We start from the raw sequence: 19,283 nt of genomic DNA on the forward strand, positions 1-19,283 counted from the left end.
GTCCGACTGAACGGCTTTCCTGCCGCAACAGTCTGACACTACGAGTCACTGGAGGGTTTAGAAATGAACGTTCAGCACCAGTCCGTCGGTCGCCGTGGATTCCTGCGCGGAGCACTCGCAGCAGCAGTGCTCGTGCCCATGGGAGGAACCATTGCTTCCTGTGCCGCGGGTGGCGGCGGCACTACCACCGGCCCCACGGGCACTGTTTCCGACACCAACCCGTTTGGCATGGCGGAAAAGGCAACCCTCGACGCCGTGATCTTCAAGGGTGGCTACGGCATCGACTACGTCGAGTTCGCCGGCAAGATCTTTGAAAAGACCCACGAGGGTTCCACGGCCAAGATTTCACCGTCCACGGACATCGCGCAGGAGCTTCAGCCGCGCTTCGTCGGTGGCAACCCGCCGGACCTCATCGACAACTCCGGGGCCAAGGCCATTGGCTTCAGCACCATCCTGGCCCAGCTCGAGGACCTGACCCCCCTTGTAGAGGCCAAGAACCTCGAAGGCAAGGTCATCAAGGACACCCTGTACACCGGCGTATTGGCTCCAGGCACCTTCGACGGCAAGCTTGCCGCCCTGAACTACGTGCTGACCGTGTTCGCCATGTGGTACTCGGATTCCCTGCTCAAGGAAAACGGCTGGACACTGCCGAAGACCTGGGATGAGATGTACACCTTGGGCGAGCAGGCCAAGGCCAAGGGCAAGTACCTGTTCGTGTGGGGCAAGGAAGCTGCCACGTACTACCAGGAAATGGCGATTGCCTCCGCAATCAAGGAGGGCGGCGACGAAGTCCGCATCGGCTTGGAAAACCTCACGGCCGACTCGTGGTCCCACCCCGCTATCCAGTCCGTTTTCACGGCACTGGACAAGATCGTCAAGGCCGGCTTCTTCAAGCCGGGCGGCTCCGGCACCCAGTTCACCGCAGCCCAGGCACAGTGGACCAACGCCCAGGAGGCCGTGTTCTACCCGTCGGGTTCCTGGATCGAAAACGAAATGAAGGACCAGACCAAGGCTGGCTTCAACATGATGGGTGCTCCCGTACCCACTGTCAGCGCCAGCCCCAAGCTGCCGTACACGTCCCTCCACAGCGCTGCAGGCGAGCCGTTCATTGTTCCGTCGCAGGGCAAGAACGCAGCCGGTGGCAAGGAATTGCTCCGCATCATGCTGTCCAAGGAAGCTGCAACGAACTTCGCCAAGACCAAGCTTGCTCCCACCATCGTCAAGGACACAGTCCCGGCCGACGGATTCGGTTCCACGGCGCTGGTCTCGCAGACCAAGTTGCTCGCTGACGCTGGTGAGGACATCTTCACGTGGAACTTCATTGACCTCTACGGAACCAACAAGGATCAGCTGGTTGTCTGGAACAGCTTCCTGGACGGCAAGTCGGACGTTGCAACCCTCACCTCCGCGCTGCAGAACATCTCCGACAAGGTCCGCAACGACAGCTCGGTCAAGAAGATCGAAGTGAAGTGACTTCAGTGAAAACTCAGCAGAGCCGGAGCGACGACGGGCTGACCGCCGTCGTTCCGGCCACGGCTCCGCAGCAAGTGGTTAAGCGGCGTCGGAAGCCGTTGACGTGGGACAAGGTCAGCTTCTTCGCGGTGTTCCTCGGACTACCGCTGGCGATCTACCTTTTGTTCGTGATTTGGCCTTTCGTTCAGGCGTTTGGATACTCGTTGACCGACTGGTCAGGTTTTTCGCCTACCCAGAACTTCATCGGTCTGGAGAACTACGCCAAGATCTTTACGGACGACATTTTCATGAAGGCCATGGGGAACAACATCCTCCTGGTCATCTTCCTCCCGATCATCACTATCATCCTCAGCCTGGTGCTGGCGTCCTTGGTGACGGTTGGCGGGAGCAGCAAAGGCCAGATCAAGGGCCTACGGAATTCCAGTTTCTACCGTGTTGTGTCGTTCTTCCCGTACACCATCCCGGCGATCGCCATCGGCATCATGTGGGGACAGATCTACGATCCCTCCGGAGGCCTGCTGAACGGCATCCTCACCGGACTCGGCTTTGACCAGTTCAAGGACTTCGCCTGGCTGGGTGACAAGAACACCGCCATGATCGCTACCATGTTCGTGATCGTCTGGGGCTTTGTTGGCTTCTACATGGTCCTGTTCGTGGCAGGCATCAAGGGCATTCCTGCCGAGCTCTTCGAGGCCGCGAGGATCGATGGCGCCGGTCGCTTCCGCACCGCAGTGTCCATCACCATCCCTTTGATTCGGGACAACATCCAGACTGCCTACATCTACATGGGCATCCTGGCGTTGGATGCCTTCGTTTACATGGCAGCCCTCAACTCGGGCGGTGGCCCGGACAACTCCACGCTGGTCATGGCACAGCAGCTGTTCTTTACCGCATTCAGCAAGGGACAGTTCGGCCTCGCCAGCGCCATGGGCGTCGTGTTGGCCGTTGCCACGCTGATTTTCTCCGGATTGGTCTTCCTGGTCAACCGGCTCACCGGCGGCGATAAGGATGTGAGCCTGTAATGACTACCAAAGTCTCAACTCCGGAAATGAAGTCATTGCACTTCCAACCGCGGACCCCGGCAACAACCACGGGCGACAAAGTGGTGGGAGCGGTGTCGCACACCGCCCTGACCATCTGGACCCTGATCGTCATTCTTCCTTTGCTGTGGACTTTCATGTCCTCCTTCAAGACGTCCAGCGAGATCTTCGCCTCGCCGTTCGCCTTGCCGGCTGAATGGAAACTGGATAACTACGTCAAGGCCTGGAGCGAGGCAGGCATTGGATCTGCCTTCCTTAACTCCGTGCTGGTTGTGGCTGTCGCACTGGTGATCGTCATGGTCCTCGGCGCCATGTGTGCCTACGTCCTGGCCCGCTACACCTTCCGGGGCAGCCGGGCGATCTACTACCTGATGCTCGCTGGACTGACGTTCCCGATCTTCCTCGCCATGGTGCCGTTGTTTTTCGTCCTGAGGAACATGGGGCTCCTGAATACCCTGCCGGGCCTCATCTTGGTGTACGTGGGCTTCGCGCTTCCGTTCACGGTGTTCTTCCTGTTCTCCTTCTTCAAGTCGCTGCCGCACGAAATCACCGAAGCAGCAGCCCTCGATGGAGCAGGGGAGTGGCGGACGTTCTTCCAGGTCATGTTGCCGATGGCAAAGCCGGGCCTCGCCTCGGTTGCCATCTTCAACTTCCTGGGGCTGTGGAACCAGTTCCTCATTCCGGTGTCCATCAACGCCGCCGGTCCTCGCGTCCTGTCACAAGAGCTCGCGGCCTTCGCCGGACAGATGGGTTACGCAGTAGATTACGGCGCGCTGTTCGCAGCCGTCAGTGTCACCGTCATTCCAGTGCTCATCGTCTACGTGATCTTCCAGCGCCAGCTGCAGGGTTCCGTATCGCAGGGCACGTCGAAGTAGTACAACCGAGCTAAAACAGCGTTCGACGGCGGTCCTCACCTAAACGGTGGGGGCCGCCGTCGGGCGTTAAAGGCAGTGACAGAATGGAACGGATTCTGTAATGCAACGAAAGGAAGCAGCCCGTGATCTTTATTGTGGTCAAGTTCAACGTCAAGCCCGAGTGGTCCGAGCGCTGGATGGACCTGGTGGCCGACTTCACCGAGGCGACCCGCGCAGAGCCCGGCAACTTGTGGTTCGACTGGTCCCGCAGCGTGGACAACACGAACGAGTTCGTCCTGGTGGAAGCTTTCCAGGACGACGCCGCGGAGGCCCACGTCAATAGCGATCACTTCAAGAAGGCCATGGCAGACATGCCGCAGGCACTGGTGGAGACCCCGCACATCATCAGCCGCCAGTTCGAAGGCAGCGGCTGGGACCGCATGGGTGAACTGACCATCGCGTAGCGGCTGTACCGCATCCACCCACTTTGGAAGCAAACCGCCCCCGACACACCTTCAAAAAGGCGTGTCGGGGGCGGTTGTGATTCAAAGAAGGTCGTGGTGGCACAGGCCCGTGACCGTACTACTCAGAACATCCAGGGGATCTCCGCATGGCCGAAGTCGCTGAACGAGCCGAAGCGGCCCGCCTTGAACGCCAGCACCTCGCCGTCCCTGTCCCGGCACGTGGTGACCTGGCCGAAGAAGACCTGGTGATCGCCGACGTCGTACTGCTGCACAACGGTGCAGTCCGCCTGGGCGAGGGCGCCCTTGATCACGGGAAGGCCGTTGTCGGTGATGTCGAAGTCTCCGTCGCCGAAGCGGTCGCCGCCGCGGACTGCGAACCGCCGTGCCACCGACTCCTGCTTGGCGCCGAGGATGGACACGGCGAACTTGCCGCTCTCCATCAGGGCTTCGCCGGTCCGGGTACCGAAGTTCAGCGAAATCATCAGGATGGGAGGCTCCAAGCTGATGGAGGTCAGCGAGCTGATGGTCATCCCATATTGCTCGTCCTCATGCTGGGTGGTGACCACGGCGACGCCCGTGAGGAAGCGGCCCATAGCGCGGCGCATCCCCATGGCGTCGGGGATGGTGAAGGCTGGTGCCAGGCTCATGTCAGTTGCTCCGCTCCGCTGGTGTCGGCTCCGTGTAATACCGAACTTCGAACATTTTGGCTCCGTTCTCCGAAACCCATGGCCCGTGTTCCATGCCCGGCGGACGGGTGGCCCAGTCGCCGGCTTTGAAGGTCCGGCCTAGGCGCTGGTCCACGAACGAGCCCTCAAAGATGAAGACTTCTTCCCAGAAATCATGTGTGAGGACGCCGTTGGGTGAGGTGTCGGTGCCGGGCTCGAACTTGAGGATGCGCGTGACGCTGTCGTTGTCCGAATCCCTGGCGAGGATGGCCTCGGACAGGCCTTCGATGTGCGGGTTGCAGGGTGCGAAGTCCACCGACGATACGGGGGTGAACTCGAATTCCGGCTTTGCCATGGTCAGATCCCTTCCGATTCGGTGGCGCTCGCGATGCTGTAGGACCCCAGGAAGGTGTCCAGCTCTGCCACCAGGGCGTCGTAGCCGTAGTTGCGGTACGTGTAAGCGCCTCGGACCACGAACGGTGCACCGGCGTAGAACATTTCGTACTGCTGGTGGCGTCCGGCGAATTCGGAACCGATGATGTCCCAGGCAAGCTTGAAGAGCTTCACGCGCTCCTCGCTGGTAACGCCGGGGGACTGGACGTAGCGTTCCATGTCCGGGCGGGTCACGCTGCTGGTCATGTCGGCGATGCTGGACGGCAGCTGCAGGACGCCGCCACCCACCAGGTCGCGGAGGATCGAGATCACGCGGGGGTACGTCTCGGACTGTAAGCCCATTGCCCCGTACAGTGCGCTCTTCCCCGGAACGCGCATGCCGGCGTCGTCCGTTGTTGCCGTGTATTCGGCGGCGAGGACGGCCGACTCAACCGACTGCACAATTGCGGCGAGCTCGCCCAGCTTCTCCTGGACGCCGGGGATCTTGTCCGTGCCGTTCACCTGAGTGACCTTGCGGGCCACCGACGCGATGAACTTCAGCTTGGTGGAGAACCGGATTTGTGCCTGCCAGTTACCCAGGGCATGGGCGCCGGTGTCGAAGAATTGGCGGCGGAGGGTGTCGATGTTCCGGTTGATGAACACGCGGTCCCATGGGATGAGCACGTCGTCGAACACCACCAAGGCGTCGGGCTCGTCGTAGTGGCTGGTGAGCGGGTAGTCGAAGTCGCTGGTTGCGGCGGGCGCGAACGGGCGGCGGCAGTAGAGCTTCAGGCCGTCGGTGGCCACAGGGATGGCGAAGCTGACCGCGAAGTCAACGTCGTCCGGGCCCAGCGGCTTGATGCAGGTGACAAAGACTTCGTCGGCGATCGCGGCACCTGTGGCGAGCATCTGGGAACCGCGGACAATAATGCCCTCCTCGGTTTCCCGCACGACGCCGACCTGAAGGTATTCGCCTTCCCAACCGGACGCTGTGGTTGCGCGCGAGACCTGCGGGGGAATGATCGCGTAGGAAAGGTACAGGTTCTCGGACAGGATCTTCTTGTAGTACCGCTCCACGTTGCCGGCGAAGTCCCGCTCGTCGTTCTTGAAGACGTCCGGGTGGGAGCCGAAGGCGGCGAAGAAGGTACCAACATGGTCCGGGCTGCGGCCCACCCAGCCGTGCGTGTGCTTGGCCCACTTCTCGATCGCCTGACGGCGCAGGACCAACTCTTCCTGCGTGCGGGGAGCTGCGAACGTGCGGTTGGCAGGCCCGTCGATTTCCTCGGAATGGAACTGCATTCCATTCTCGGGATCAGCTGCGATGTCGAACAGCTCGGCCATGGTCCGGGCAACGTTCGCGAAGGCCGGGTGTTCCAGGACGTTGCCGACAACCTCGCCGTCGAGGATCACCGACCGGCCATCGTTCAGGGACTTCAGGTACTCTTTTCCGGTCCTCATCAGAGTGAGCCTTTCTTGATTTTGTAGTTATGTTCAATGGTGGTCCCATTCGGGAAGGAGAGCTCCAACTTCCAGGAAGTTCCATCCACAAACTTTCCGTTCAGCAGCGGCAGGGTGCCGCCGAGGCACATGAAGTCTGCGTCGCCGATGTCGGTGCGGGCCAAAAGGCGCTCGACGACGTCGGCCGGCTTGCGCAGGCCGCTCAACGAACCTTCCTGGTACAGGGTTCCGTCAACCCACGAGCGCGCGGTGCATGTATCGAGGTCGAGGTCCTCCAAGGATTCGACGGCGATAACCTCGCCTGCGACGGGCTTGGGGCATGCGCGCTTCGAATCGCCAATGTCCCGGGCTTCGATGTCGCGGTCCGTGTGGTCAGAGCCGATGCCGAGGTAGTACTGGCCGTTGTGGCGGATGTAGAGGGGTTCGATCTCACCGGAGGTCAGGTTCTCCGACGTGTCATGCTCCCCGGAAGTTTCGAACAGGTCCGAGTCCATCCGGTAGAACATGGGAACCTCTGGCGGCGGAGCTACGCCTATGGCTGCCAATTCGTCGATGTGGTGCTGGACTGCCTTCGGATCCCGGCCGGTGTAACCAGCCACTACTCCGTGGAAATCCGAGACCACGATTGTCTGGTCCGTGCCCACCACCCTGAAGGTGAGTGGGACTTGCCTTGTTGTTTCCATTCCGTCTCCTTGGAGGGCTTCTGAACGTTCTTGGGGTCTAAACGGTGAGTGTGTTGTAGGCGGGGAGCCGGTCTCCGATGACAGGGAATTCGCTGCGGACGGCGTCCACTTGCAGGGGATCGATGTCCACCATCAAGACGGCCTCGTCGGAGTCCGCTTCGGCGAGGACAGTGCCGGATGGGTCCACCACCCTGCTGTGCCCGCCAAGTGCCACACCTTCCTGGGTTCCTGCGGCGTTGCACGCGATCACGAAGATCTGGTGCTCCAGCGCCCGGGCAGTGGTGAGCAGGCGCCAGTGTTCCCGTCGGGCTGCCGGCCAGGCCGCGGGGACTATGACGATCTCCGCACCGCGTGTGCTCAGCTCCATCCACAGGCCAGGGAAGCGGAGGTCGTAGCAAGTGATGCCGGCAACGGATCCGAACGGCAAAGGAACCACGGGAAGCGAGGATCCGGCTGTGAGCAGGCTGGCTTCCTTGGACTTGTAGCCGAACACGTGGATCTTCCGGTAGGTGTGGACCACGCTGCCGTCCGGCCCCAGCAGGATGGAGGTGTTGCTGAGCTGCCCGTCCTGGCCGGCCTCGATGATGCTGCCGAGGTGGAGGTATACGCCCAGATCCGCCGCTACCCGTGAGCACATGGAGACGGTGGGACCGGTAAGCGTTTCGGCCAATGCCTCGTACTCGTCGAAGTGGAAGTAGCCGGCGCTCCAGAGTTCAGGGAGCACGATGAGTTCGGCGCCGTTGATCCCGCGGAGAATCGCTTCGACACGATCAATCCGGTCCTCGCGGGTTTCGGAATCCGGGCTGGCCACCTGGACGAGTGCGATTTTCATGCTTGTTCCTTCTCTTTGCTGGTCGGCTCGTCCAAATCGCTCAGCTTCAGGCCCTTGGTTTCCTTGGCGAACATCACCGAAACCATGGAGATCAAGCCCATGGCGGCGAGGTAGATGCCGATCGCATAGCCGGTTCCGAAAGCGCTGTAGAGTGCCAGGGCGATGATCGGGGACAAGGAACCGGCGATCAGCGACGCCAGGTTGTAGGACACCGAGGTACCGCTGTACCGGACGTCCGTTGGGAAGAGTTCCGAGAAGAAGGCGCCGATCACCGAGCTGTAGGCCGCGAAGATCAACAGGCCTCCGACGGCTGCGGCGATGATGCCCCACACTTGGCCCGTGTTCAGGAGGAAGAAGAACGCGAAGGCCCACACCATGGTGGCAATCGAGGCGCCAATGAGGATGGGTTTCCTGCCTACCTTGTCCGCGTAGATCGCCAGGATGGGAATGGCGACGACGGCCACTCCTTGGCCGATCATGACGGCGGTAAGGCCTGTCTGCCTCTGCAGTCCCATGATTTGGGTGACGTAGGTGATGATGAACAGCGAGTAGATGTAGAAACCCGCGTTCTCGCCCATCCTGCTGCCGGTGGCGATGAGGATTTCGCGCCAGTTGCGGCGGAACAGGATGGTCAGCGGCATCTTCCGTTCCTTGTTGCCTTCGGCCTCGCGCTTCCGCTGTGCTTCCTTGAACAGCGGGGTTTCCTGCACGTAGAGCCGCAGGATGAGGCCAATGACCACCAGCAGGGCAGACAATCCGAACGCGATGCGCCAACCCCACGCCAGGAACTCGCTCTCCGGCATGGTGGCGGCGAGGATGGCCAGGACGCCGGCGGCCATCAGGTTGCCGAGGGGTGGTCCCATATTGGGCCAGGAAGCCCAGAAGGCACGACGGGTGCTCTCGTTGCTGTGCTCCGAGACGAGGAGAACGGCTCCGCCCCACTCGCCGCCAAGCGCAAACCCCTGAATCAGGCGGAGCAGGAGGAGGAGCAAGGGTGCTGCAAGGCCGATGGCAGCGTACGAGGGAATGAAGGCAATGAGGGTGGTGGCTACGCCCATGAGCATCAGGCTGGCCACCAGGGTTGCGCGGCGGCCGTGCTTGTCGCCGAGATGGCCCAGCACTATGGCCCCGATGGGGCGGGCCAGGAAGCCGGCCGCGAACGTTCCGAGTGCCAGCATGGTGCCCACCAAAGGATCGTCGGTGGGGAAGTAGAGCTTGTTGAATACCAATGCGGCGGCGGTGCCGTAGAGAAAGAAGTCATACCATTCCACCGCGGTGCCGGCCAGGCTTGAAGCGGCCACCACGGGCAGGCTTGAGTGCTTCTGTTGCCTCAGTTCTGCTTTCTTCAATTCGGTCATTCTGGAGGTCCTTTGCGATGGGGAGCGGCGGGCTGCCGGTGGAACCGGTGGCCGGGGCTCCCAGGAAATTGGGGTCTTTCCGGTGCGTGAGCGGAGTCACTGAACTTCACTGTAGACGGGTTGTATACAACCTGTCTATAGTTAGGGGAGAAGTTTTTCGGGACGTCCGGAACATCCGGAATGCAACTCGTATACTGTGGGCTTCGCGAGAAAGGCTCTGCATGATCCAGATGACCCCCGCTGCACAGTCGCAGCCAGAAGTGGCCTACCAATGGATGAAAAGCTTCATCTCAGCCCTGCCAAGGGAGGAAGAAACCTTCCTGAACGAGGCGGTCCTGGCCAAGACCACCGGTACGTCACGTACGCCCGTGCGCGAGGCATTGCTGCGCCTCGAAGCTGAAGGGTTCGTCAAACGGATCCCGCACAAAGGCGCTTTCGTGCCCCCCATCTCCGACCCCGACGTCCGGGCTATCCTGCAGGCCAGGTCCGTGGTGGAGAAATGGGCGGTCTCGGCACTGGAGAGCATGCTGGATGCCCAGATCGACGCATTCCAGCGCGTCATTGACCAGCAGCAGGAAGCCAAGGATGATCCCGCCCGGTTCATCGAACTGGATACCGAGTTCCACACCCTCATGGTCCGTGCCGGAGGTAATCCCGTCCTTGCCGATTTCTACGCTTCGCTCCGGCAAAAGCAACTCAGGATCGGCGTCAAGGCAGTAAGCCAGCAAACGGACCGCGCAGGGGATGTCCTCAGGGAGCACCAGCTCATTGTGGATGCGCTGCGCAGCCGCAGCCTGGATGCGGCACACCAAGCGATCGACGCCCACCTGAACTCAACGCGCCTGGCGGTCATCGGCTATTAGTCCTCGCTGTGCAGCTCCCGCTGCCGTGCGCTGAGCAGCTCAAACTCAGGCCGGGCAGCCACGAACCGTTCAACGGCGTCGAGCACTTGCTGAAGATGCGCGTGGTCCGGTGCCACCACAGCGGCGCCAACCAGCGCCCGCCGGTGCTGGTCCTGGAGCCCGGTTTCCGCAGCAGAAACATCGAAGCGCCGCTTCAGTTCGGCCACCAAGGGCCGTACGAGCGAGCGCTTCTCCTTCAGGCTATGGACATCGCCCAAGAGGACGTCGAACTCAATCCAACCGATCCACATGGTTCATTATCGCCGCAAACCAAATCTTGTACCGATAGCGCAAGATCCTTTACTGCGTTCGAGGCAGGTCTCGCGTGGTCTTCAAGGATTCCTGTTTCGGAATCTGACCTCAACCACCCCGTCGCTCTGACGAAGTTCCGCGCGGGACTGGTCGCCTTCTATCCGACACAGATGACCTCATGCTGAGCGTAGCGGGAACTCGGACGCATTCGTCAGTCGGAAAACGTGCTGGACCACCTGCTGCACTTATCCACAGCCTAGATTTGAGTGATTTGTACCTTGCGAATTCAGCCCATATCATGCTCGCTTTGTGAAGGTAAAAGTACAATCTGCCGATCATTGACTAGAAAGTCCGGCGCTGTGGCGCGAGGGCTATATTCTGTTGTTCGGATGTTCTCGAAGATCGACTTGCGTGGGCCCCCACGCCCAATCTGATTTTCCCCATAGGATGACCAATTGGGGACAACATATGGTGACCATTAGGGAATATGTAGATCTTCTACATGCGGCTGGCTGGGCTGACGTTGATGCAGAGGATTGGACTGACGATTTGGTTGCATCGCAGCGTTACGGACTAGCAATTCTAGATGCTGAACGAGGCAGCATTGTCGAGAGGTATGGTGAAGCCGTCCACCGATCATTGGTGGATCGGTGGACGGCTAAGTTGGTAAACTCGACGTCCGGGCAACTCTCGTGGATGGCACTAACTGCTCGGAAGCCTGGGTGAAGATCTCAAACGCCTAGGGGCCGAGAATTAATGAGATACCTCCGAAGGGCTTCCAGGAACTTAGTGGTTTCCTTTTCGGTTCCAGCTGTCACCCGAAGGTAACCCTCAGGTCCAAGTTCGCGAACCAATACACCGTGTTCCAGAAGTGCTGTCCAGCATTCACGCCTATCTTGCAGACCACCGAACAGTACAAAGTTTGCATCTGAGGGCACTGGTGACAGTCCCATACCTGCTAGTTCAGTGACGATTCTGTCACGTTGCTCTTTGATCCGGTTGACGTCTTTGAGCAGAGCGGCGGCGTTGTGGAAAGCGGCTATCGCCGCCGCCTGTGTCAACGCAGAGAGGTGATATGGCAGGCGTACCAAGCGCATGGCATCAGCCACTTGCGGCGCTGCGGCAAAGTAGCCGACTCGTGCACCGGCCAAGGAGAACGCTTTCGACATCGTCCGGGTAACGATCAGCCGCTGACGCCCTTCCAATAGACGCAAAGCTGTCTTCTCAGGGGTGTGGGAAAACTCGGCATATGCTTCATCCACTACGACGATTGTTGACGATGGCTCGCCAGCTTCGTAGATGGCTTGGACTACGCCATCTTCCAGTGAGGTTCCCGTGGGGTTGTTGGGCGACGAGAGCAGTACGATGGCCGGTTGGTGGTGCTCAACGGCTGCTACGGCCCCATCGACATCAATGGAAAAGTCATGGCCCCTGTTCATGGCTATGAATTCAGTGTCCACGCCCCCCGCAAGGATCGGGTACATCGGGTAACTGGGTACGAATGTCAACAATGATCTGCCGGGGCCACCGAATGCCTGAAGGATGTGGTGGAGCACTTCATTAGATCCATTTGCTGCCCAGATATTTTCGTGGGTCAGGTCATGTCCGAGATAGGCGGCCATCGCTTCACGAAGTGAAGTGAACTCGCGGTCTGGATAGCGATTCAAGTCCGAGAGGATTCCAGCGATCTCCGTCGAGATAGACTGCTGGACAACGGGTGGCAATGAATGCGGATTCTCATTCGTGTTCAGCGCCACAGGCACATCAATCTGTGGAGCTCCATAGACCTCCCGCGCTCGAAGAGATTCGCGCAGCGGAAGACTGTTGAGAAGGTCATTTCGTCGCATCATTTTCCAAACCTATCATTTGGTCATTTCAGCGAAGAGACTTAAGTGTCGTCCGGTTGTCCACAACAAAGCGATACGTGTTTAGGGCTAATGGAATTCAAGTGCTGAACTGTCGCATTGGACGGTTAGGCGCAATTGACCAGCTGAATCTTAACTGCATCGTACGGCGGCGGACACGGTGAGGTGGTCGGTACCTAACGATTTCAGAGAATCAGTAATCCAACATCCAGTCTGACAAATATGGGGTACATCCAACGTTGCCCACTTGGACACAGGCCGGCAGTCCATCGGTACCGACCGCTTTAGGCGAGGGTGTCCAGGACATACCCGGCCGGGTTGCTGTTGATCTCGCCGGCTCACCCTCGGCAAGTTGTCTTGATCGACTGGTAGAGGTGGGACCACAAACGATCTTGAGCAAATCCTGAGCAAATGCCGCATCGAGGTTGAGAAAGCCCCGCGACACTGGACTCAAAGGCAGAATGATGACCAGCTGAGGGGGTTGGACATGGTGCTCGATGCGTTCTCGGTAAGGGTTGCGCTTGGCGTAGTCACGGTCACACTCTTGCTGCTGTTCTGCGCCTCATTCCACCGCACACGCTCGCCGTACGCAGGCTGGTGGAGCCTCGCTTTGCTCGAGTTCATGGTGGGAAACGCGGCGTTCCTCCTCAACGGAACTCCCCACCAGCTGTGGGCCAACCCCTTGGGTAACGTCCTTGTTGTGGCTGGAGCCTTCAGCGTCTGGGCCGGAGCGAAGACCCTGAGGAACCGGAAAGCCGCACCATGGCAGTTGGCGCTTGGACCGGCCCTCACTGCGGTCGCGTCGTTCCTGGAAAACCCGGGAAACAATGTTTGGTCGGGCGGCCTGGTCTATCTGGCCATGATGACCCTGGGCATAGCACTTGCAGCGTATGACCTCTGGTTTATCAAGTCCTCGCACTCGCAAGTCCACAAAGCCCTGTCCGTGGCCGCGGGTATGTTGGCCGTCTACTACTTGTGCCGCTGGGTGGTCTACGCGCTCGAAGGGCCGGCCAGTTACACGTTCCGCACCTACTTCGGACCCGGACCGTCCGCACTGATATCAATGGTGCTTCTGGTCACCGTGTCCTTCAGCATGACGGCCCTTACCAGTGATCAACTCATCAAAGGCCTCCGTGAACGTGCCACCCGCGACCATCTGACGGGACTCCTCAACCGCGGAGCTTTCCTGGACCTTGCCACCACTGAACTTGAGCGTCTGCAATCCACGGGCTCGGGCGCATCCGTAGTCCTGGCGGACCTGGACCACTTCAAAGCCGTCAATGACGAGCACGGGCACGGGGCCGGGGACGTGGCCTTGCGGGCATTCGCTGAAGCCTGCGCCGGATCGGTCAGGTCCACGGACCTCATCGGACGGTATGGAGGGGAAGAGTTCGTCCTCTTCCTGCCGGGCGCAACGCAGGACCGGGCCGAGAACATCGCAAGCGAAATCAGTCGCCGGATGGCAGCCATGCAGACCCCCGAAGGTGTGGTTTTCCCCACCGTCAGCTATGGAGTAACGTCCAGCATCCCCGCTGTCGCAGACCTCAATTTCATGATCGAGGTAGCGGACGCAGCACTTTACAGCGCAAAGGCGCAAGGCAGAAACAGGATTGTAGGAGCCGACCGCCTCGAGGCGGCCACTATCGCGGATGAGGCACGATCATGACCTTCAACGAACTCACCACCCGGATCCAGATCCAGCACACCCAGGAACTGTCCGCGTTCCGGCAAGACATCACCAGCGCTCCCTACAAAGCAGGGACGCCCACAACGCTGAACGCGGACCGCCGCTCGGTCAGGATGAGCCCTGTTCAGTCGGTGGAGGACAGCAACGCGAATCTGACCATAGTGGCCGACGTCGAAGGCCTCGCCTGGTTCACCGCGGACAAGGGCCTCCTGGGCAGCTGCATCACGCTGTCCATCGCTGGTCATCGCAGGAACACCGGCACACGTGTTCACCTCCCGCTGGCAGAGTGCGATGCCTGGATTGAGGCAATCCTGGGCGGGGCATGGATCACCCACGTTTACCGCGCAGGAAACAAGGTGGAGCCCGACGGCAGGCTGGACATCGCTTCCTACCGGCTCTTCCTGGACGAACGCCGCAACCCCGTATCCAAGCCGCAAGCTGTGGCTGACTCATCATTGCGACGCCTGGAAGAGTCGTGAGCGCCACCAAGCCCCACCGGCTGGTCCCCGCTGATTCACGGATCGAGAAACTGGAGCGGCACGTCCAGGCTCTCATGCAGGAGCTCCACCAAGCACGCTATGAACAGCGCCGAGATGCCCTCACAGACGCCCTCACCGGGCTCGGCAACCGCCAGGCGCTGGTCAATTCCTTCATCGAAGCCCAGGACGCCGCGGCCAAAGGCGCCGTCCCGCCGGCACTCCTCTTGGTGAACCTGGACGGCTTCAAAGCACTGAAGAACTCCGCCGGCCATGCCGCCTCGGACCAGATTCTGGTCACCGTCGCCATGCGCGTCCGGTCGGCAGTCCGGGAGAACGACGTCGTCACCCGCTTGGGCGGCGACGAATTCGCCGTGCTGTTGCCCGCCACCCCGCAAAACCGGGCCACCGCCGTCGGAAACCGCATCCTGGCAGCGCTGGAACCGAACATTGACCTCGGGAACAACAGCATCCGCTGCGGCGCAAGCGTCGGCCTGCGTACCGCGGAACCGCATCACAGCATCGAGGACATTCTCCAAGAGGCCGATCTGGCCATGGAAGATTCCAAAAACGAGGGCAGGAACAAGCTGAAGGTGTTCGATCCCGCAACCCTGCACGCGCAGCTGCTCCAGCGGCAGATAGTGGGGGAACTCCGCGAAGCCATCCGTGCAGACCAGCTGGTCCTCTACTACCAGCCGATCGTGGAGCTCTCCACCGGCAGGATCGAAGGCTGCGAAGCTCTGGTCCGATGGAACCACCCCGTGCACGGCCTGATCATGCCGGACCAGTTCATTCCCATAGCTGAGGCGACCGGCCTCATTGCCGAACTGGGCAGGTGGGTCCTGCGCACGGCCGTGCGTCAGTTGCGGCGTTGGCGGGACCATCCTGTCACTGCACAGCAGGACTTCTCCATGAGGATCAATGCCTCGGCCGCGGACCTTCAAAGCCTGGAGTTCGTGGACGCTGTCAGTGCGGCCTTGGCGGAGGAGCACCTGGCCCCGGATTCACTGGTGCTGGAGCTGACTGAGAGCGCCATCATCCAGAACAACGAGCTGGACCGTTACACACTGGCGAGTCTGCACAGGCTAGGTGTCGGACTTGAGATCGACGACTTCGGCGCCGGCTACTCGTCCATGGGCTACCTGCGGAAACTGCCCGTGGACCGGGTGAAAGTGGATCGGCAATTCGTGAAGGACTTGGGGAAAGATCCTTCCCAGCTGGGCTTCCTGGCCGCCATCCAGCAAGTCATCCATTCTTGTGGTTTGGAGGGCGTTTGGGAGGGAATCGAGACCGCCGAACAGGCAGAGGCACTTCGGAGCATTGGCTGCGCGAGCGGCCAAGGGTATTACTTTGGCAGGCCGTTGCCGGAGGCGGAGTTCACTGAACAGTTGTCGCGGCTGCGGACCTGGCCGGGGTAAACCCTGTGAGACAGCAAAAGGCCCCTGCACACGTCCTGGCGGACGCTCGCAGGGGCCTTTTGGCTTAGTTGTTCTTAACCGAAGTACTTGGGCAGGGTGGCTTCGTGTGCTTCGCGGAGAGCGTCCAAGGAGAGCTCGTCCACGCCGTTGATCTCCAGCTTTCCACCGGCAGCGTCAACAACGCCGATCCGGAGGTGGGCGAAGCCGCGGGCCGTGCACATGTCCTTGAAGCGGACTTCCTCGGAGCGCGGCACGGACACGATTGCACGGGCCTGGGACTCGGAGAAGAGGGCGGTGAACAGGTCCACGCCGTCGCGCTCCATGAGTTCCTCAAGGGCGATGCGGGCGCCCACGCCGTAGCGCAGCGAGGACTCAACCAAGACAGCCGCGAGGCCACCTTCGGAGAGGTCGTGTGCTGCGTCAACCATGCCGTCGCGGGAAGCGTTGATCAGGATCTCGCCCAATGCGCGCTCAGCTGCGAGGTCCACCTTCGGCGGCAAGCCACCAAGGTGTCCGCGCAGGTTGGACCATTCCGAACCGTCCAGCTCTGCTGCGGTGGTGCCCAGCAGGTAGATGGCCTGGCCGTCCTCGCGCCAGCCTGTCGGCGTGCGGCGGGCGACGTCGTCGAGCTTGCCCAGGACAGCCACCACGGGGGAGGGGTGGATCGGCGTGGTGCCGGTCTGGTTGTAGAGCGATACGTTACCGCCGGTGACCGGGATGCCGAGCTCCATGCAGGCGTCGGACAGGCCACGGATGGCTTCGGCCAACTGCCACATGACATCCGGGTCTTCCGGTGAACCGAAGTTCAGGCAGTCGCTGACGGCCATCGGAACAGCGCCGGAGGTGGCAACGTTGCGGTAGGCCTCGGCCAGCGCGAGCTGTGCACCCTGGTAGGGCTCCAGGTAGGTGTAGCGGCCGTTGGCGTCAGTGGCCAGTGCAACGCCTAGGCCTGTTTCCTCGTCAACGCGGACCACGCCGGCATCGTCCGGGAAGGCCATGGCAGTGTTGCCGCCAACGTAGCGGTCGTACTGCTTGGTGATCCAGGCTTTGCTGCACATGTTCGGCGATGCCACGAGCTCGGTGACGGCCGCAGCCAGCTCGGTGGGAGCCGACGGACGGCCTGCGTCTTCAACAGATCCGGTGAAGGAGTTGGCCTGAACCGAGTCCTGCCACTCCGGGCGGGCGAACGGACGGTCGTAGACCGGGCCGTCGTGCGCAACGGTGCGGGGATCGACGTCGACGATTACTTCGCCTTCCCAGGTGATGATGAGGCGACCGGTATCGGTGACCTCACCCAACCAGGAGTACTCCACAGCCCACTTGTCCATCACAGCTTCGAACGCTGCGATGTTCTCCGGGGTGACCACGGCCATCATGCGTTCCTGAGATTCGGACATGAGGATCTCACCCGGGGTCAGCGTGGGATCGCGCAGCAGGACCGAGGTCAGCTCCACCTCCATGCCGCCGTCGCCGTTGGAGGCGAGCTCGGACGTGGCGCAGGAGATGCCTGCAGCGCCGAGGTCCTGGATGCCTTCAACCAGCGAGCCCTTGAAGAGCTCCAGGCAGCACTCGATGAGGACCTTCTCTGCGAAGGGGTCGCCCACCTGGACGGCCGGACGCTTGGACGGCTTGGTGTCGTCGAAGGACTCGGAAGCGAGCACCGAAGCACCGCCGATTCCGTCGCCACCGGTGCGCGCGCCGAACAGGACAACCTTGTTGCCCTTGCCGGAGGCGTTGGCCAGGCGGATGTCCTCGTGGCGCATGACGCCCACTGCCAGTGCGTTCACCAGCGGGTTGCCCTGGTAGACGGAGTCGAAGACCATTTCGCCGCCGATGTTCGGCAGGCCGAGGCAGTTGCCGTAGCCGCCGATGCCGGCAACAGCACCATGCATGACGCGGGCGGTGTCCGGGTGGTCGATCGCACCGAAGCGCAACGGATCCATCACGGCGACCGGGCGGGCACCCATGGAAATGATGTCGCGGACAATACCGCCGATGCCGGTAGCGGCACCCTGGTACGGCTCAACGAACGACGGCGAGTTGTGCGACTCGATCTTGAACGTTACGGCCCAGCCGTCGCCCAGGTTGGTGACGCCGGCGTTCTCGCCGATGCCAACCAGCATGTCCTTCTTCATTTCCTCGGTGACCTTCTCGCCGAACTGGCGAAGGTGGTTCTTGGAGGACTTGTAGGAGCAGTGCTCGCTCCACATGACGGAGTACATGGCCAGCTCGGCACCGGTGGGGCGGCGGCCAAGGACCTTGACGATCTCGTCGAATTCGTTCTGCTTCAAGCCGAGCTCGGCCCACGGGAGTTCCGTGTCCGGGGTCTTGGCAGCGTGCTCAACGGTATCGATGTTGAACTTCTTGGTGGTTTCCGTGGTCACTTGTCGCCTCCCACAATCTTGGTCAAAACGGAGGTGAAGAAGCCCAGGCCGTCGGTGTCGCGGGGCGCGCCATCAAGGGACTCCGGGCCGAAGCCGGTCTCCACTGCGTGCTCGGGGTGCGGCATGAGGCCCACTACGTTGCCGGCCGCGTTGGAGATGCCCGCGATGTCGCGGCGGGAGCCGTTCGGGTTGAAGCCCACGTAGCGGAACACCACGCGACCCTCAGCCTCAAGGGCGTCCAACGTCTTCTCGTCAGCGATGTACTGGCCGTCCTGGTTCTTCAGCGGCACAACGATCTCCTGGCCATCCGTGTAGTCCACAGTCCAGGCAGTGTTGGCGTTTTCCACGCGCAGTGTCTGGTCCCGGCAGATGAACTTCAGGTGGTCGTTCTTGATCATGGAACCGGGCAGCAAGTGCGACTCGGTCAGGATCTGGAAACCATTGCAAATACCCAAAACCGGGAGCTTGGCGTCGGAGTTCGCGGCGTCAATGATCTTGGACATTAACGGAGCGAACCGCGAGATGGCGCCGGCGCGGAGGTAGTCACCGTAGGAGAAACCGCCGGGGATGATGACCGCGTCAACATCGCCGAGTTCAGTGTCTGCATGCCAGAGCGGCACCGCCGTTGCGCCTGCAAGCCGCACCGCACGGGCGGCGTCGCGGTCGTCAAGGGTGCCGGGGAAGGTGACGACGCCGATCTTGGCGCCGGCCAAGCGGGGTTCTGCGGCGACGGCCACAGCCTCGCCAATCAGGGGAATCGACGTCATATCAGGCCTCGACGACCTCGACGTTGACAACATCCTCGATCACCGGGTTGGACAGGAGAGTCTCAGCAGCTTCACGGGCCTGAGCCAGGATAGCGTCGGTCACCTCGCCGTCGACGGTCAGTTCGAAGCGCTTGCCCTGGCGGACTGCGCTGAAGCTGTTGAAGCCGAGGCGGGGCAGAGCACCCACGATGGCCTTCCCCTGGGGGTCCAGAATCTCGGGCTTGGGCATGACGTCAACGACGATCCGGGGCATCCGGTAACTCCTGTGCGTGAGTTGGGTGAACCTTAAATAAGGCTGCCGCGGAGGTGCCGTCTCACGCCGTTCAGCCGCAT

Annotated in this window: 19 protein-coding genes; 8 read left to right on the forward strand and 11 right to left on the reverse strand. The window is 61.2% G+C overall.

Annotation, left to right across the window (positions count from 1 at the left end; all coding sequences use genetic code 11):
* Nucleotides 1-63 precede the first annotated feature (63 nt).
* The 4 genes from ngcE to ARUE_RS02930 all read left to right on the forward strand — a co-directional run bounded on the left by ngcE (nt 64) and on the right by ARUE_RS02930 (nt 3,831).
* A complete protein-coding gene (gene ngcE / locus ARUE_RS02915; RefSeq protein WP_014920676.1) occupies nt 64-1,473 on the forward strand; it encodes an N-acetylglucosamine/diacetylchitobiose ABC transporter substrate-binding protein in 1,410 nt (469 codons plus the stop codon).
* Nucleotides 1,470-2,495 (forward strand): carbohydrate ABC transporter permease, encoded by a 1,026-nt coding sequence (locus tag ARUE_RS02920; protein WP_187329914.1) that lies wholly within the window; start codon nt 1,470-1,472, stop codon nt 2,493-2,495. The genes ngcE and ARUE_RS02920 overlap by 4 nt, the downstream gene beginning before the upstream one ends.
* Nucleotides 2,495-3,388 (forward strand): carbohydrate ABC transporter permease, encoded by an 894-nt coding sequence (locus ARUE_RS02925; protein ID WP_014920677.1) that lies wholly within the window; start codon nt 2,495-2,497, stop codon nt 3,386-3,388. The genes ARUE_RS02920 and ARUE_RS02925 overlap by 1 nt, the downstream gene beginning before the upstream one ends.
* 122 nt (nt 3,389-3,510) lie before the next feature.
* Nucleotides 3,511-3,831, forward strand: coding sequence for a putative quinol monooxygenase (locus tag ARUE_RS02930; protein ID WP_011773369.1), 321 nt, complete (start codon nt 3,511-3,513; stop codon nt 3,829-3,831).
* Nucleotides 3,832-3,953: 122 nt separating this feature from the next.
* Here the strand turns inward: ARUE_RS02930 and ARUE_RS02935 are convergent, their stop codons facing one another.
* The 6 genes from ARUE_RS02935 to ARUE_RS02960 are packed head-to-tail and all read right to left on the reverse strand — an operon-like array spanning nt 3,954 to nt 9,199.
* Nucleotides 3,954-4,478: a flavin reductase family protein gene (locus ARUE_RS02935; RefSeq protein WP_011773370.1), complete on the reverse strand. Its 525-nt coding sequence runs from the start codon at nt 4,476-4,478 to the stop codon at nt 3,954-3,956.
* Nucleotide 4,479: 1 nt separating this feature from the next.
* The gene (locus ARUE_RS02940; protein WP_011773371.1) at nt 4,480-4,851 is read right to left on the reverse strand and encodes a cupin domain-containing protein; all 372 of its coding nucleotides are present in this window, start codon (nt 4,849-4,851) and stop codon (nt 4,480-4,482) included.
* Nucleotides 4,852-4,853: 2 nt separating this feature from the next.
* Entirely contained in the window at nt 4,854-6,326 is a 1,473-nt protein-coding gene (locus ARUE_RS02945; protein WP_014920678.1) for a 4-hydroxyphenylacetate 3-hydroxylase family protein, read from the reverse strand.
* Nucleotides 6,326-7,009: a DUF2848 family protein gene (locus ARUE_RS02950; RefSeq protein ID WP_011773373.1), complete on the reverse strand. Its 684-nt coding sequence runs from the start codon at nt 7,007-7,009 to the stop codon at nt 6,326-6,328. The genes ARUE_RS02945 and ARUE_RS02950 overlap by 1 nt, the downstream gene beginning before the upstream one ends.
* Before the next feature lie 37 nt (nt 7,010-7,046).
* The gene (locus tag ARUE_RS02955) at nt 7,047-7,841 is read right to left on the reverse strand and encodes a carbon-nitrogen family hydrolase (RefSeq protein WP_011773374.1); all 795 of its coding nucleotides are present in this window, start codon (nt 7,839-7,841) and stop codon (nt 7,047-7,049) included.
* Nucleotides 7,838-9,199 (reverse strand): MFS transporter, encoded by a 1,362-nt coding sequence (locus ARUE_RS02960; RefSeq protein WP_011773375.1) that lies wholly within the window; start codon nt 9,197-9,199, stop codon nt 7,838-7,840. The genes ARUE_RS02955 and ARUE_RS02960 overlap by 4 nt, the downstream gene beginning before the upstream one ends.
* Nucleotides 9,200-9,420: 221 nt before the next feature.
* Here ARUE_RS02960 and ARUE_RS02965 point away from each other — a divergent pair, with 221 nt between their 5' ends.
* Nucleotides 9,421-10,062 carry a GntR family transcriptional regulator gene (locus ARUE_RS02965; protein ID WP_011773376.1) on the forward strand — a complete coding sequence of 214 codons (642 nt, stop codon included), beginning with the start codon at nt 9,421-9,423 and terminating at the stop codon, nt 10,060-10,062.
* On the opposite strand, the gene ARUE_RS02970 is transcribed toward ARUE_RS02965, so the two are convergent.
* Both ARUE_RS02970 and ARUE_RS02975 read right to left on the reverse strand, forming a co-directional pair.
* The gene (locus tag ARUE_RS02970; protein ID WP_011773377.1) at nt 10,059-10,352 is read right to left on the reverse strand and encodes a DUF503 domain-containing protein; all 294 of its coding nucleotides are present in this window, start codon (nt 10,350-10,352) and stop codon (nt 10,059-10,061) included. The genes ARUE_RS02965 and ARUE_RS02970 overlap by 4 nt on opposite strands.
* Before the next feature lie 732 nt (nt 10,353-11,084).
* Nucleotides 11,085-12,203, reverse strand: a complete 1,119-nt coding sequence (locus tag ARUE_RS02975; RefSeq protein WP_043469734.1) for a histidinol-phosphate transaminase — start codon at nt 12,201-12,203, stop codon at nt 11,085-11,087.
* Nucleotides 12,204-12,705: 502 nt separating this feature from the next.
* On the opposite strand from ARUE_RS02975, the gene ARUE_RS02980 reads away from it, so the two are divergent.
* Genes ARUE_RS02980 through ARUE_RS02990 form a run of 3 tightly spaced genes read left to right on the forward strand, consistent with a single transcriptional unit; the run spans nt 12,706 to nt 15,799 of the window.
* Nucleotides 12,706-13,884, forward strand: coding sequence for a GGDEF domain-containing protein (locus ARUE_RS02980; RefSeq protein ID WP_014920680.1), 1,179 nt, complete (start codon nt 12,706-12,708; stop codon nt 13,882-13,884).
* A complete protein-coding gene (locus tag ARUE_RS02985; protein WP_014920681.1) occupies nt 13,881-14,384 on the forward strand; it encodes a hypothetical protein in 504 nt (167 codons plus the stop codon). The genes ARUE_RS02980 and ARUE_RS02985 overlap by 4 nt, the downstream gene beginning before the upstream one ends.
* Nucleotides 14,381-15,799, forward strand: coding sequence for a putative bifunctional diguanylate cyclase/phosphodiesterase (locus ARUE_RS02990; protein WP_014920682.1), 1,419 nt, complete (start codon nt 14,381-14,383; stop codon nt 15,797-15,799). Before ARUE_RS02985 ends, ARUE_RS02990 begins: the two co-directional genes overlap by 4 nt.
* A gap of 74 nt (nt 15,800-15,873) precedes the next feature.
* On the opposite strand, the gene purL is transcribed toward ARUE_RS02990, so the two are convergent.
* From purL to purS, 3 genes are read right to left on the reverse strand one after another with little or no spacing between them, the layout of a single operon-like run.
* Nucleotides 15,874-18,183, reverse strand: coding sequence for a phosphoribosylformylglycinamidine synthase subunit PurL (purL, locus tag ARUE_RS02995; protein ID WP_014920683.1), 2,310 nt, complete (start codon nt 18,181-18,183; stop codon nt 15,874-15,876).
* Entirely contained in the window at nt 18,180-18,950 is a 771-nt protein-coding gene (gene purQ, locus ARUE_RS03000; protein ID WP_014920684.1) for a phosphoribosylformylglycinamidine synthase subunit PurQ, read from the reverse strand. The genes purL and purQ overlap by 4 nt, the downstream gene beginning before the upstream one ends.
* A 1-nt stretch (nt 18,951) precedes the next feature.
* Complete coding sequence (purS, locus tag ARUE_RS03005) at nt 18,952-19,203, reverse strand: phosphoribosylformylglycinamidine synthase subunit PurS (protein WP_011773385.1); 252 nt, start codon at nt 19,201-19,203, stop codon at nt 18,952-18,954.
* Nucleotides 19,204-19,283 lie beyond the last annotated feature (80 nt).

This window comes from Arthrobacter sp. Rue61a (assembly GCF_000294695.2).
Taxonomy (GTDB): domain Bacteria; phylum Actinomycetota; class Actinomycetes; order Actinomycetales; family Micrococcaceae; genus Arthrobacter; species Arthrobacter aurescens_A.